The sequence below is a fragment of the Delftia sp. WSY_10 genome (genome assembly GCF_043104705.1).
GTDB lineage: Bacteria > Pseudomonadota > Gammaproteobacteria > Burkholderiales > Burkholderiaceae_C > Comamonas > Comamonas tsuruhatensis.
Map to the genome: position 1 here is coordinate 532,497 of NZ_JBICKY010000012.1, position 13,757 is coordinate 546,253.

Annotated in this window: 8 protein-coding genes; 3 read left to right on the forward strand and 5 right to left on the reverse strand. The window is 70.9% G+C overall.

Annotated elements, in window-relative coordinates; genetic code table 11:
• The first annotated feature begins 48 nt into the window (after nucleotides 1-48).
• A complete protein-coding gene (locus tag ACF8ML_RS04525) occupies nucleotides 49-756 on the forward strand; it encodes a Crp/Fnr family transcriptional regulator (RefSeq protein ID WP_209671153.1) in 708 nt (235 codons plus the stop codon).
• Here ACF8ML_RS04525 and ACF8ML_RS04530 read toward each other — a convergent pair.
• Together ACF8ML_RS04530 and ACF8ML_RS04535 are read right to left on the reverse strand one after the other, a co-directional pair.
• Nucleotides 753-2,378, reverse strand: coding sequence for an ABC-F family ATP-binding cassette domain-containing protein (locus ACF8ML_RS04530; RefSeq protein WP_392406431.1), 1,626 nt, complete (start codon nucleotides 2,376-2,378; stop codon nucleotides 753-755). The genes ACF8ML_RS04525 and ACF8ML_RS04530 overlap by 4 nt on opposite strands.
• A gap of 374 nt (nucleotides 2,379-2,752) precedes the next feature.
• The gene (locus ACF8ML_RS04535) at nucleotides 2,753-5,893 is read right to left on the reverse strand and encodes a multidrug efflux RND transporter permease subunit (protein ID WP_392406433.1); all 3,141 of its coding nucleotides are present in this window, start codon (nucleotides 5,891-5,893) and stop codon (nucleotides 2,753-2,755) included.
• A 380-nt stretch (nucleotides 5,894-6,273) separates the two neighbouring features.
• On the opposite strand from ACF8ML_RS04535, the gene ACF8ML_RS04540 reads away from it, so the two are divergent.
• Together ACF8ML_RS04540 and ACF8ML_RS04545 are read left to right on the forward strand one after the other, a co-directional pair.
• On the forward strand, nucleotides 6,274-7,008 hold the full coding sequence (locus tag ACF8ML_RS04540) for a response regulator (protein WP_016448779.1): 735 nt from the start codon (nucleotides 6,274-6,276) through the stop codon (nucleotides 7,006-7,008).
• Nucleotides 7,005-8,078 carry an ATP-binding protein gene (locus tag ACF8ML_RS04545; RefSeq protein WP_016448780.1) on the forward strand — a complete coding sequence of 358 codons (1,074 nt, stop codon included), beginning with the start codon at nucleotides 7,005-7,007 and terminating at the stop codon, nucleotides 8,076-8,078. Before ACF8ML_RS04540 ends, ACF8ML_RS04545 begins: the two co-directional genes overlap by 4 nt.
• An 18-nt stretch (nucleotides 8,079-8,096) precedes the next feature.
• On the opposite strand, the gene ACF8ML_RS04550 is transcribed toward ACF8ML_RS04545, so the two are convergent.
• The 3 genes from ACF8ML_RS04550 to cobN form a co-directional block, all read right to left on the reverse strand.
• Nucleotides 8,097-8,558: a VWA domain-containing protein gene (locus tag ACF8ML_RS04550; protein WP_235434683.1), complete on the reverse strand. Its 462-nt coding sequence runs from the start codon at nucleotides 8,556-8,558 to the stop codon at nucleotides 8,097-8,099.
• A 209-nt stretch (nucleotides 8,559-8,767) separates the two neighbouring features.
• Nucleotides 8,768-9,913, reverse strand: coding sequence for an ATP-binding protein (locus ACF8ML_RS04555; RefSeq protein ID WP_047327816.1), 1,146 nt, complete (start codon nucleotides 9,911-9,913; stop codon nucleotides 8,768-8,770).
• Nucleotides 9,910-13,740: a cobaltochelatase subunit CobN gene (gene cobN / locus ACF8ML_RS04560; RefSeq protein WP_392406437.1), complete on the reverse strand. Its 3,831-nt coding sequence runs from the start codon at nucleotides 13,738-13,740 to the stop codon at nucleotides 9,910-9,912. The genes ACF8ML_RS04555 and cobN overlap by 4 nt, the downstream gene beginning before the upstream one ends.
• Nucleotides 13,741-13,757 lie beyond the last annotated feature (17 nt).

The window sequence follows — 13,757 nt, forward strand, 5'->3', positions numbered from 1 at the left end:
GCGCAGCCCGATCCAGAATCTTTGTACATTCCGCCCGCTATTGGTTCCATGGCCCACCCTACCCCGCCTTCCAGCTTCGCCCTGCGCGGCATCACCCTGTTCGAGGGCCTGGGCACCGCCAGCCTGGACCGCATCGCCGCCGACTGCGAATGGCGCCCGCTGCAGGCCCGCCAGCCCGTGTTCAGCCGCTGCTCCACGGGCAGCGACGTGTTCTTCCTGGTCAGCGGGCGCGTGCGCATCACCACCTATTCGCCGAGCGGGCGCGAGGTCAGCTTCCGCGACTACGGGCCCGGCGAGCACTTCGGCGACCTGGCGGCCATTGACGGCCAGGCCCGCTCCACCGATGTGGTCACCCTGGAATCCTCGCTGCTGGCCAGCCTCTCGCGCCAGGACTTCCTGGCCCTGCTGGCGCGCGAGCCTGCCATCGCCTTGCGCATGATGGAGGGCCTGGCCGGCCTGGTGCGCCGGCTGACCGACCGCGTCATGGAGCTGAGCACCCTGGGCGTGCCCACGCGCCTGCACAGGGAGCTGCTGCGCCTGGCCCGGGAGGCGGGCGTCTCGCCCGAGCACACGGCCCTCATCAGCCCCGTGCCTTCGCACTCGGTGCTGGCCAGCAAGATCAGCACCAACCGCGAGCAGGTCACGCGCGAGCTGGGAGCCCTCACCCGGCGCGGCCTGCTGCGCAAGGAGGGGCGCCAGGCGCTGCTGGTGACCGACGTGAACGCACTGCAGGCGCTGATAGCGCAGGAAAGCTAGGCGGGCTCCATTCGCCAGCCCTGCGGCGACCACACCAGGCGGTCGGTCAGCCCGATGGCCTGCAGAAAATCCTCGTCATGCGAGACCACGACCAGCGTGCCGGCGTAGCCGCGCAGCATGGCCTCCAGCGCCTGCAGGGAAGGCAGGTCCAGGTGGTTGCAGGGCTCGTCCAGCAGGAGCAGGGGCGCGGGCGGCTCGGCATGCAGCGCGCAGGCCAGGGCGGCCTTGAGCTGCTCGCCGCCGCTGAGCCGCCCCGCGGGCTGCTCCACCTGTCGGGCCGCCAGTCCGAGCCAGGCCAGGCGCGTGCGCAGCACATCCACGGGGGTGCCGGGGCAGGCGTCCTGCAACTGCTCCATCACCGTGCGCCCGGGCTGCAACAGGGACAGGCGCTGGTCCAGGTAGGCACAGGCCTGCATGCGGCGCACCTCGCCCGCCTGGGGCGCAAGGCGGCCTGACAGCACATCGAGCAGGCGCGTCTTGCCGCAGCCGTTGGGACCGGTCACGGCCAGGCGCTGGCCGCCGTACAGAGACAGGTTCAGGCGCGGCCCCGTGGACAACGAAAACGGCAGCAGCACATCGTCCAGCAGCGCCACCACGTCGCAGGCAGCGCCTACCGGTGGCGGCGCCTGCATGCGGATGCCGGCCTGCAGATCGATCTGGCGCGCCGCCTCGCGCACGCGCTGGTCCAGCGCCTCGCGCGTGTCCGCCTGCTGGCGGCGCAGGCGGCCGGCCGACGCCTGGCTGCGCTCCTTTTGCCGGTCCAGCAGAATGCGCGCCTGGTTGGCCTCCTGGCCATGGCGGCGGCCGCGCGCCTCGCGGCGCTGCTGGCGCTCCTGCTGCTCGCGCAGCTGCTGCGTTTCGCGGCGCCGCTCCAGCTTGCGCTGCTCCAGCAGTTGCACCGCCGAGGCCATCTCGCGCGCCTTGGCTTCGGCATAGAAGGCGTAGCCGCCGCCGTAGCTGCGAAGCCCCTGCGGCGACAGCTCCACGATGCGTTCCATGCCCTGCAGCAGACTGCGGTCATGGCTGACCACGACCAGGCCACCGGGCCAGCGCTGCAGCTGCGCGGCCAGGGCCTGGCGGCTTTCGCGGTCCAGGTGGTTGCTGGGCTCGTCCAGCACCAGATGGTCGGCGCCCGACAGCAGCGCGCCCGCCAGGGCCGCGCGCATGGCCTCGCCGCCGCTGAGGGCGTGGCCCGGCGTATCGGCACGCAGATGGCCCAGGCCCGCCAGCTCCAGCTGGGCCTGCAGGCGCTGGCGCAGGTCCCAGCGGTCGGCCAGCAGCTCGAAGTCGCGGGGCTCGCAACTGCCGCCCTCGATGCGCGCCAGCGCCTCCAGCGCGGGCTGCAGCCCGGCCAGCGCCGCCACCGAAGGCTGGTCGTGCCAGTCCGTGCGCTGGGCCAGGTACAGCACCTGCCCCGAGCGCAGGCAGCGGCCCTGCGAGGGCGCATCCAGCCCGGCCAGGATGCGCGCCAGCCGCGACTTGCCCACGCCGTTGCGCCCCACCAGGCCGGTGCGGCGGTGGTCAAGGGTTTCGGAAAGATCGGAGAAAAGGGGGCTGCCATCGGGCAGCACGCAGGAAACGCCGTCGAGCGTGATCGTGGTATTCGTCATATCGCGGTTCATGGATGCCAACGCAGTTCCTTGCCGCTTTGCATGCATTGCGCGTGCGGTGGGCAGGGTCGGGAAAAGCGGGCCGCTGGGACAGCGGCAGCATCAATGGCGCATGGGACGAATACCTCCTGCAATGGCGAACGAAGCCGCCATTATAGAAATCATGGGACGGACGTGCTGGCCGTGCCGGAGGGGGCGCCATCGGCGCCGTCGGGGCCAAGGGGGCCGGCATGCGCACCGGCGTTTGCACGCGGCGGCTCGGTTCCGGTGGGCCCGGCCTGCCGCTTAGGGGCTGCAGGCGCCGATGGAGCGCAAGGGTTCGAAGACTGTGCCGGCGGGCAGCCCTGAAAGCACAGGGCGTTGAGCGCGATCCATAGGGGCATGGTTCAGGTTCCGGGGTCGGCAGCAGGCGGCGGCCGGCGCGCACTGCCGCGCGGCCCGGCGATGCGCCGCTGCCATTCAAGGACGAAGACGAAGAAGACGGGCACGAAGAACACCGCCAGCACCGTGCCGCTGACCATGCCGCCGAACACGCCCGTGCCGATGGCGTGCTGGGTCTCGGCGCTGGCGCCCGATGCCAGCATCAGCGGCACCACGCCCAGCGCAAAGGCCAGCGAGGTCATGAGGATGGGCCGCAGCCGCAGGCGCGCGGCCTTGATGGCGGCCTCGCGCAGATCCTGGCCTTCCTCGCGCAGTTGCTTGGCGAACTCCACGATCAGGATGGCGTTCTTGGCCGACAGGCCGATGATGGTGATCAGGCCCACCTTGAAGAACACATCGTTGGGCATGCCGCGCAGCAGCACGGCGGCCACCGCGCCCAGCAGGCCCAGGGGCACGACCAGCATCACCGACAGCGGGATGGACCAGCTCTCGTACAGCGCGGCCAGCACCAGGAAGACCACCAGCATGGACAGGGCCATGAGCAGGGGCGCCTGCGCGGCCGACTGGCGCTCCTGCAGCGACTGGCCGGTCCAGGCCACGGCAAAGCCGGGCGGCAGTTGGGCCACCAGCCGCTCCATCTCGGCCATGGCCGCGCCGCTGGATGTGCCGGGCGCAGGCGTGCCCGAGATGCGCGACGCCAGGAAGCCCTGGTAGCGCACCAGCTGCAGCGGCGTCTCGGACCACACGGGCGTGGCGAACTCGGCCAGCGGCACCATGCCGCCCGCAGCGTTGCGCACGTTCAGCCGGAGCACATCATCGATCTGCATGCGCGCGGGCGCGTCGGCCTGCACGATGACCTGCTGCATGCGTCCGGCGTTGGGGAAGTCGTTGACGTACAGCGAGCCCATGGCCGTGGACAGCGTCTCGCTGATGGCGGCAAAGCCCACGCCCAGCGCCTGGGCCTTCTGGCGGTCGATCTCCAGCCGCACGCTGGTGCCCGAAGGCAGGCTGTCCTGGTAGGCCGAGCCCAGCACGCTGCTGCTGCCGGCCAGCGCCAGCAACTGGTCGGTGGCCGACTTGAGCGCGGCATGGCCCTGGCCCGTGCGGTCCTGCAGGTACATGGTGAAGCCCGAGGAAGTGCCCAGCTCGTCGATGGCCGGGGGCTGCAGCACCATGATGGCGCCCTCGGGCGCGTGTTCCATGGCCTTTTGCGCGAGCGAGACTTCCTCGCCGGCCGTGGCGCCGTTGCGCTGGTCCCAGTCCTTGAGCGTGGTGAAGGCCATGGCCGCGTTCGGGCCCGAGCCCGCGAAGCTGAAGCCCAGCACCGAGATGCTGGAGGCGATGCCGGGGCGCTGCGCCACATGCTCCTCATAGCGCTTGACCACGTCCAGCGTGCGCTCGGCCGTGGCATCGGCCGGCAGCTGGATGGAGGTCATGAAGTAGCCCTGGTCCTCCTCGGGCAGGAAGGCCGAGGGCAGCTGGCGCAGCGCAAACACCAGGATGGCCACGATGGCCGCGAACAGCAGCATCATGCGGCCCGTGCGCCGCACCAGGCCCGTGACATGGGCCTCGTAGCGGTTCGTCAGCCGCTCGAAGCCGCGGTTGAACCAGCCGAAGAAGCCTTTCTTCTCGTGGTGGCCTGCCGCCACCGGCTTGAGCAAGGTGGCGCACAGCGCCGGCGTCAGGCTCAGGGCCAGGAAGGCCGAGAACAGGATGGACACGGCCATGGACAGCGTGAACTGCTGGTAGATCACGCCCACCGAGCCGCTGGCGAACGCCATGGGAACGAACACCGCCGTCAGCACCAGGGTGATGCCGATGATGGCGCCCGTGATCTCCTTCATGGCCTTGAGCGTGGCATCGCGCGGCGACAGGCCTTCCTCGGCCATCAGGCGCTCCACGTTCTCGACCACGACGATGGCGTCGTCCACGATGATGCCGATGGCCAGCACCATGCCGAACATGGTCAGCACGTTGATGGAAAAGCCCGCCACCAGCATCACGGCGAAGGTGCCCAGCAGCGCCACGGGCGCCACGATGGCCGGGATCAGCGTGTAGCGCAGGTTCTGCAGGAACAGGTACATCACCAGGAAGACCAGCACCATGGCCTCGACCAGGGTCTGCACCACCTTCTCGATGGAGATCTTGACGAAGGGCGCGGTGTTGAACGAGATGGTGTGCTGCATGCCCTGCGGCAGGATGGAGGCCAGCTCGGCCATGCGCTTTTGCACGGCAGCGGCCGTGCGCACGGCATTGGCACCGGGCGACAGCTGCACGGCGGCACTGGTGGCGGGCTTGCCGTCCTCGCGGTTGGAGAAGGCATAGGACTGCGCGCCCAGCTCCACGCGCGCCACGTCGCCCAGCACCAGGCGGGAGCCGTCGGCATGGGCGCGCAGCACGATGGCCGCGAACTGCGCGGGCGAGGTCAGCTGGCCCTGCACCGTCAGCGGCGTGGTCACGCGCTGGCCCGGCGCGGTCGGCGCATCGCCCACGCGGCCCGGGGCGATCTGCATGTTCTGCTGCTGTATGGCCTGGGTGAGGTCGCCCATGGACAGCCCGTAGGAAATCAGCTTGGCCGGATCGACCCAGACGCGCATGGCCTGCTCGGTACCGAACAGCTGCACGCGGCCCACGCCCTCGATGCGGCGCAGCTCCTCCACGATGTTGCGCGCCATGTAGTCATTGAGTGCCAGCTCGTCGAACTCGCCGCCCGGCGAGATCAGGCCCACCAGCAGCAGAAAGCTCGACGTGGCCGACTCCACCTGCAGCCCGTTCTGGCGCACGGCCTGCGGCAGGCGCGGCTCCACGGCCTTGATGCGGTTTTGCACATCCACCTGGGCCAGCTCCGGGTTGGTGCCGGGCTTGAAGGTGGCCTTGATCTCGGCCGAGCCCGAGGTGTCCACCGAGGACTCGAAGTACAGCAGGTGGCGGACGCTGGACAGCTCGCGCTCGATCAGCGAGACCACGGAATCATTGAGCGTCTTGGGCGTGGCGCCCGGATAGGTGGCATACAGGCTCACCGTGGGCGGCGCCACCGTGGGATAGCGCGATATCGGCAATTGCGGGATGGCGAGCACGCCCAGCAGCACGATGAACAGCGCGATGACCCAGGCAAAGACGGGCCGGTGAATGAAGAACTGTGGCATGGACGCGAGGTCTGGTTTTCAATGCGCGCCAGGGCGCGCTGCGGAAAAAATACGGCGCCTGGCGCCGAATCATCTGAGGGGCCATCCGGATGCAAATCCAGATTGCCAGGAGGCATGGGGATGAAGGAAACTCCTGCCGGTGCGGCTTCGGCCTGCGGCGTGTTGCCGCAAGGGCCATTCACTCAGGGAGCCGCTGCAAAAGCTGACCGCTCCACCCGCTCATACGGCACTGCCGCTGTGACTTCATATTCATCGCTTTGTTTCGCATGCCGGCCAATGGCGGCGGCACAGGGAAACAGCTTGCGTTCTTTCGATGGCATTTCGGCCCGGGAAATGTGGAAGAACGATGGAGATGAACACAGCCGCCGCCGCGACCCAAAATGGCTTCTATCATTGCCCAGCCCTTGCCTTTCCAGCCATCGACATCGCTCATCCTCGTTGCCGAGGACGAGCCCGAGATCGCAGACATCCTGTGCGCCTACCTGGCCCGCAGCGACCTGCGCACCGTCCATGCCGCCGATGGCCAGCAGGCCCTTGAACTGCACCACCACTTGAAACCCGATCTCGTTCTTCTCGACGTGCAGATGCCACGCCTCGACGGCTGGCAGGTGCTGTCCGAAATCCGCCGGCGCGGCGACACGCCCGTCATCATGCTCACCGCCCTCAACCAGGACGTGGACAAGCTCATCGGCCTGCGCATTGGCGCGGACGACTACGTGGGCAAGCCCTTCAATGCGGCCGAGGTCGTGGCGCGCGTGCAGGCCGTGCTGCGCCGCTGCGGCCAGGGCCGGCTCCGCGATACCAAGCTACTGCAGGCCGGCCCCTTTCGCGTGGACCTGGACAGCCGCGAGGTCAGCGTGCAGGTGCAGGGCGCCACGCATGTGCCCGAACTCACCGTGACCGAATTCAACCTGCTGGCCAGCCTGGTGCGTTCGCCCCGGCGCGTGTTCAGCCGCGCCGAGCTGCTGCTCAGTTGCCTGCCCGAAGGCCACACGCTGGAACGCACCGTGGACAGCCACATCAGCAAGCTGCGCAAGAAGCTCGAAGGCCTGGGCCTGCAGGGCATGCCCGACAGCGTGCGCAGCGTGGGCTACCGGCTGGGGATGGATCCATGAGCGCAGTGCCGGGCCTGCGCCGGCAGGTGGTGCTGACCATGTCGGCCGTCACGCTGGCCGTGGTCGTGCTGTGCGTGCTGGGTTCGTACGCCTTCTATGCACTGCTGCTGACCTTTCACCCGGCCAGCGTCTCCGACGGCTGGATGCCCTCCAGCGTGGAGCTGGCCTGGGTGCTGCTGACCCTGGTCATCGCCCTGCTGATCGCCATCTTCGTGGCCACGCGGCTGTCGCGGCGCATCCTGCCCTCGCTGGACTCGGTGGCCATCAGCCTGCGCCAGCTGGCCCAGGGCGACCTCTCGGCGCGCGCGCACACCGACGACAGCGCGCTGCACGAGGCCGCCCAGCTGGTGCACGACTTCAACAGCCTGGCCCAGCGCCTGGAAGGCATGGCGCAGGAGCGCGCCTTCTGGAGCGCGGCCATCGCCCATGAGCTGCGCACGCCCGTGACCATCCTCAGCGGACGGCTGCAAGGCCTGTCCGATGGCGTCTTCCTGCCCAGCAAGGACATGCTGGCCAGCCTGATGACCCAGGTCGAGGGGCTGACCCGCCTGATCGACGATCTGCGCCTGCTGGGCCTGCAGGACAACGGCCACCTGCATCTGGAGCTGCGCCAGACCTGCCTGGCCGGCGAGGTGCGATCGGTGACCCTGGCCGTGGGGCCGGCGCTGGAGCAGGCGGGCCTGCAACTGGCGCTGGAGCTGGACGAGCAGCCCGTGGTCTGCGACCCCGTGCGCATACGCCAGGCCCTGCTGGCACTGCTGGAAAACGCCATGCTGTATGCGCAACCCGGCCCCCTGCTGGTGGCCGCGCGCGTGCGCCAGGGCCTGTGCACCGTGCGCGTGGAAGACAGCGGCCCCGGCGTGGCGGCGGACCTTGCGCCGCGCATCTTCGACGCCTTCCAGCGCGGCGAAGGCGCCCGCAGCCGCAAAAACGCCGGCGTGGGGGCCAGCAAGGGCAGCGGACTGGGCCTGGCCGTGGTCCAGGCCATTGCCCAGGCCCATGGCGGGCGGGCGCAATGCCTGCCGGGCGAGCGCGGCGGCGCGCTGTTCGAGCTGAGCTGGCCGGCCTGACCTCGTCAGAGCCGCAGATCAGCCTGCGAAATCATCGGCCCGCACATGGCGTGCGTCCCAGGCGGCGGCCAGCGCAGCCGCCCGGCCCAGGCGCACGCGGCCTGATTCGAAGTCCACGATGCCCGCCTCCTGCGCCGCCGCAGGCCGCGCGGGCCGCTCGCGCGTGCGGCCGTCGGTGAGCAGCCACAGCCAGCCCTGGCAGGAGGCCTCTGCGCCGCAATGGCGCTGCAGCAACTGGCCCGCATGCTCCACGGCCGCCTGCAGCGGCGTGCCGCCGCCCCCGCCGATGGGCGCGATCCAGTCGTCATTCCAGGCCGCAGCCTTGCGCGGCGGCAGGCGCAATTCCACGCGCGTGCCCGCAAAGCAGATCAGCGCCACCTGCTCGCGGCGGCGGTAGGCCTCTTCCATCAGCGATAGCAGCACGCCCTTGGCCCGCGCCAGTGCGCCGCTGGCGGCCATGGAGGCCGAGCAATCGAGCACAAAGCAATGCAGCCGCGTGGCCTGCGGCGGCTCGCGGCGGCGCTGCAGATGTTCGGGCGCCAGCGCCTGGGCGCCGCGCGCGGCCAGCGTGCGCGGCCAGTCCCAGCTGCCGGTGGGCGGCCCGCCTTGCGCCTGGGCCAGCCGGGGCTGGCTGGCCGCCTGCTGGCCCGCCCTCGCATCCCTTGCCTGTGGCGCGGGGCCGCGAGGGCTCAGGCTTTTTTTGCGGCGGGCGCTCCGGGCTTTGCGGCCTCGCGGGCCAGCAACGAAGGCACGGCGACACGCAGCAGGCCCACGGGCTCGGGCGGCATGGCGCCCCAGTCGGACTCGGAGGGTTGGCTGCCGCTTTCGCCGTTGGCCGTGGCCTGGGCAGGCGGCCGGCTTTGTGCCGCCGACTGCGAAGGCGGATTCGGTGGCGCCTGCTGTGGGGATGGCTGCTGCTGCGGCTGCTGCTGCGGCGCCCCCGGCTTGCGGCGGTGCACCAGCACCAGCTCGGCCACGGCCTGCACATGGTCGGGCGTGACCTCGGCATCGCCCAGCCAGGCGGCCCAGGCGCGTGCGGCACGCAGCAGCACCAGGTCGGCCCGCAGGCCGTCCACCTGGGCGGCAATGCACAGCGCGCCTGCGGCCTGCAGCACCGCGTCGGACCAGGGCAGCGCGCCGGCCGGCTGCAGGCGCTCGCGTGCCGTGCGCAGCTGCGCGGCCAGCGCGGCCTGGGCGTCTGCATGGCGGGCGCGGAAGGCTGCCGGGTCGGCATCGAACACCAGGCGTGCACGCACGATGGCCTGGCGCTGGGCCGCATCCTGCACATTGGCCAGGCGCACGCACAGGCCCAGGCGGTCCAGCAGCTGCGGGCGCAGCTGGCCTTCCTCGGGGTTCATGGTGCCCACCAGCACGAAGCGCGCCGCATGGCGGTGGGAGATGCCGTCGCGCTCGACCACGTTGACGCCGCTGGCGGCGGCATCCAGCAGCACATCGACCAGGGCATCGGGCAGCAGGTTGATCTCGTCCACATAGAGCACGCCGCCATGGGCGCGCGCCAGCAGGCCGGGCGCGAATTTGAGCGCATGGCCGGCCATGGCCTGGCCCAGGTCCAGCGAGCCGGCCAGATGCTCCAGCGAGGCGCCCAGCGGCAGCGTGACGAAGGGCGCGGCATCGATGAGCTCGGCCAGCGCGCGCGCGGCCGTGGACTTGGCCGTGCCGCGCGGCCCCTCGATCAGCACGCCGCCCAGTTGCGGGTCGATGGCGGCCAGCAGCAGCGCCTGGCACAGCAGGGGCTGGCCGGCAATGGCGGCAAAGGGAAACAGCGGCGGCAGCGCGGGCTGGGCGCCGCTGCCCAGGTCAGGGGAGGCGGTCATCCGCGCAGTCCTTCGAGATGGTTTTCATGTTCCAGCAGCAGGTCTTCCAACTGCTGGCGATAGTCGCCGGGCTGCTCCCACAGGCCGCGCTGCATGGCTTCGAGCAGGCGCTCCAGCATGTCGCGCAGGGCCTGCGGATTGTGCTGCACGAGAAAGTCGCGCGTGGCCGCATCCAGCACATAGGCGTCGGCCACCAGGGCGTACTGGTGGTCGCCCACCTGCTGCGTGGTGGCGTCGAAGCCGAAGAGATAGTCCACCGTGGCCGCCATCTCGAAGGCGCCCTTGTAGCCGTGGCGCTTGGCGCCGTCCATCCACTTGGGATTGGTGACGCGCGAGCGCACCACGCGCGCAATCTCCTCCTTGAGCGAGCGCACGCGCGGCTGGGCCGGGTTGGCATGGTCGCCGTGGTAGAGCGCGGGCTGGCGGCCCGAGAGGTGGCGCACGGCCGAGGCCATGCCGCCCTGGAACTGGAAGTAGTCGCCCGAGTCGAGGATGTCGTGCTCGCGGCTGTCCTGGTTGTGAGCCACCACGTCGAGCTCGCCCAGGCGGCGGCGCAGCGCATCGCCTGCGGGCACGCCCTCGGCGTCCTGGCCGTAGGCATGCTGGCTCCAGCCCAGGTAGGCCTGGGCCAGGTCGGCATCGCCCTGCCAGTCGCCGCTCTGGAACAGTCCGCCCAGGCCCGAGCCGTAGTGGCCGGGCGGCGCACCGAACACGCGCCAGCCGGCCTGCAGGCGGGCCTGCACGGCGTCCATGCCCTGCGCCTGCAGCTGCTCGACCTCGGCCAGGATGCGCGCGCGTATGGGGTTGTCCTCGGCGTCTTCGTCCAGCGCGGCCACGGCCTGCACGGCCGCGTCGAACATCTGCACGGCGCCGGGGAAGGCATCGCGGAAAAAGCCCGAGATGCGCAGCGTCACATCCACGCGCGGCCGGCCCATGCCCACGCGCGGCACCACCTCGAAGTCCACCACGCGCTGGCTGCCGGGCGCCCATTTGGGGCGCACCCCGATCAGCGCAAAGGCCTGGGCGATGTCGTCGCCGCCCGTGCGCATGGTGGCCGTGCCCCAGACCGACAGGCCCAGGGTGCGCGGGTACTCGCCATGCTCCTGCAGATAGCGCTCCAGCAGCCTGAGCGTGGCCTGCTGGCCCAGCTCCCAGGCCGCCTGCGTGGGAATGGCGCGCGTGTCCAGCGTGTAGAAATTGCGCCCCGTGGGCAGCACGTCGGGCCGCCCGCGCGAGGGCGATCCGCTGGGCCCGGGCGGCACGAAGCGGCCCTGCAGCCCGCGCAGCAGCTGGCGCAGTTCCTCGCCGCCGCAGGCGTCCAGCGCGGGAGCCAGTACGGCATGCACCTGTTGCAGCGCAGCGCGCGTCTGCGGCCAGTCACCGGCCGGGGCCTCACCTTCCAGCAACTGCTGGGCCAGCAGCTCCAGGCGCTCGCGCGTGTCGCCTTCATGGCGCCAGGGCTCGTCGCTCACGGCCTGCAGTGCGGCGGGGCGCGCGCCGGTCCAGGGGCGCGCGGGCTCCATGCGCAGCGGGTCGAACCCGGGGCTGTCCAGCAGGTCGGCGGCCAGCGCCTGGATCAGGCCCTGGCCTTCGTCCGACGGGAAGCGCGCCAGCGCCAGCAGCGTGTCGCGGCGCTGGCGCCCTTGCGGCGACGCGCCGAAGACATGCAGGCCGTCGCGGATCTGGGTTTCCTTGAGCTCGCACAGGTAGGCGTCTATGCGTTCGAGCACGGCATCGTCGTCCTGCGCGGCACCGGGCGCCAGGTCCAGCTCCTGGTCAAGGTGCTGGCGGCGCACGATGTCCAGGATCTGGCGGCGCAGCAGCGCGCCGCGCCGCGCATCGACCAGCAGGGCATCGTAGTACTCGTCCACCAGGCGCTCCAGGTCCTGCAGCGGGCCGTGGTTTTCGGCGCGCGTCAGCGGCGGCATCAGGTGGTCGATGATCACGGCCTGGCTGCGGCGCTTGGCCTGGGCGCCTTCGCCGGGATCGTTGACGATGAAGGGGTACAGGTGCGGCAGCGGGCCGAGGATGGCATCGGGCCAGCACGCGCCCGACAGCGCCAGGCTCTTGCCCGGCAGCCATTCGAGGTTGCCATGCTTGCCCACGTGGACCATGGCGTCCACGGCAAAGCGGTCGCGCAGCCAGAAGTAGAAGGCCAGGTAGCTGTGGGGCGGCACCAGTTCGGCATCGTGGTAGCTCGCATAGTCCTGCGCGCCCATGCCTTTACCGACCAATGCACGCGCCGGCTGTATGCCGACAAAGACATGGCCCAGGCGCAGGCCCGCGATCATGAAGCGGCCCTGGCGCAGCAGCGGGTCGGCCTCGGGCGCGCCCCAGCGCGCCGTGATGGCGTCGGCCATGCCGTCCGGCAGCGCGGCCAGGCGCGCCAGGTACTCGTCCAGCGCATAGCTTTGCCAGGCCGGGCGCAGCGGCCACTGGGCCGGGTCGTTGGCAATGCCCTGCTGCAGGGTGTGCATCAGCGCCTCGCCATCGGCGGGCAGCTGCGCGGGGTCGCCCAGCTCGTGTCCTTCGGCAGCCAGGTGCTGCAGGATGGCGATCACCGAGGCTGGCGTATCCAGCCCCACGCCGCTGCCGATGCGGCCTTCGCTGCCCGGATAGTTGGCCAGCACCAGGGCCAGGCGCTTGTCGCGCGCGGGCAGGCTGCGCAGGCGGCACCAGCGCCAGGCCAGGTCGGCCACGAAGTCCACGCGGTCGGGCTCGGGCTGGTAGGCCACCACGTCGGCCTGGGTGAAGGCGCAGCGGTGGGACAGGCCCTTGAAGCTGATGGCGCGCGTGATGATGCGGCCATCCATCTCCGGCAGCACCACCTGCATGGCGATGTCGCGCGGGCGCAGGCCCTGGCTGTCGGCCCACCAGTCCTCGCGGTTGCCGCCGCTGGCGATCACCTGCAGCACGGGCGCATCGCCGGCCAGGGCCGTGCCCGTTTCCAGCGCCGAGAACGCCGTGGTGTTGAGCACCAGCTGCACGGCATGGTCTTCGCAGAGCTGGCGCAGCGTGGCCAGGCACAGCGGGTCCTTGAGCGAGTCCAGCGCCACGGGCAGCGGGTTCATGCCGCGCTGCTGCAGCGACAGGGCCATGGCGTCGAAGGCTGCCGTGTTGCCCGCCAGCAGGTGGGAGCGGTAGAACACCAGGGCCACCGTGGGCGCGCCCGGCGTCCAGGCGCGCTGCAGGTCGTCGATGCCGGCCACCTCATGGGCATGGACCTGGGCCTGGACCTGGGCATGGCTCCTGGCAGCGAAGAGCGCCGGGGGAACGTGGACAGCCGCCTGCGGCAGGGTGCGCGGCGGCAGCGGCGCATCGCCCCGGTCCAGCCCGTGGTAGACGGTGGCCTTGAGGAACTCGCGCGCATTGGCCGCGCCGCCCGAGCGCAGGTACTGCCACAGCTGGCGGCAGGCGGCGGCCGGCAGCGTGCTGCGCGCCAGCAGGTGCGGGTCTTCCTGCAGGTCACCCGAGAACATGGCCAGGCGCTGGCCCTTGCGGCGCGCCAGCGAGCCGATCTGCTCGATGCCGTAGGGCCAGGCCGATTCCGAGCCCAGGTGGTCCACGATGACCACGCGCGCATGGCGCAGCACCTCGTCCACATACAGGTCCAGCGAGGCCGGCTGGCGCAGGTACAGCAGATTGGCCAGCCGCACCGAGGGAAAGTCCGCTGACGCCCCGGCCAGCGCGGCCACGGCCGAGGACAGCAGGGCCAGCGTGGTGTCGGCCGAGCTCAGGATGACGATGTCGGCCGGCGTCTGGTCGAGGCGGGTGACGATGCTCTCGTCCTCGACGAAGCCGCCGGGGCGCGTGGACAGCAGGTGCATGGAACAGGTTTCAGTGC

What these genes read in the sequence shown, in the direction of transcription:
- ACF8ML_RS04525 (WP_209671153.1), top strand. Translation starts at nt 49, where the DNA reads ATGGCCCACCCTACCCCGCCTTCCAGCTTCGCCCTGCGCGGCATCACC.
- ACF8ML_RS04530 (WP_392406431.1), bottom strand. Translation starts at nt 2,378, where the DNA reads ATGAACCGCGATATGACGAATACCACGATCACGCTCGACGGCGTTTCC.
- ACF8ML_RS04535 (WP_392406433.1), bottom strand. Translation starts at nt 5,893, where the DNA reads ATGCCACAGTTCTTCATTCACCGGCCCGTCTTTGCCTGGGTCATCGCG.
- ACF8ML_RS04540 (WP_016448779.1), top strand. Translation starts at nt 6,274, where the DNA reads ATGGCTTCTATCATTGCCCAGCCCTTGCCTTTCCAGCCATCGACATCG.
- ACF8ML_RS04545 (WP_016448780.1), top strand. Translation starts at nt 7,005, where the DNA reads ATGAGCGCAGTGCCGGGCCTGCGCCGGCAGGTGGTGCTGACCATGTCG.
- ACF8ML_RS04555 (WP_047327816.1), bottom strand. Translation starts at nt 9,913, where the DNA reads ATGACCGCCTCCCCTGACCTGGGCAGCGGCGCCCAGCCCGCGCTGCCG.
- cobN (WP_392406437.1), bottom strand. Translation starts at nt 13,740, where the DNA reads ATGCACCTGCTGTCCACGCGCCCCGGCGGCTTCGTCGAGGACGAGAGC.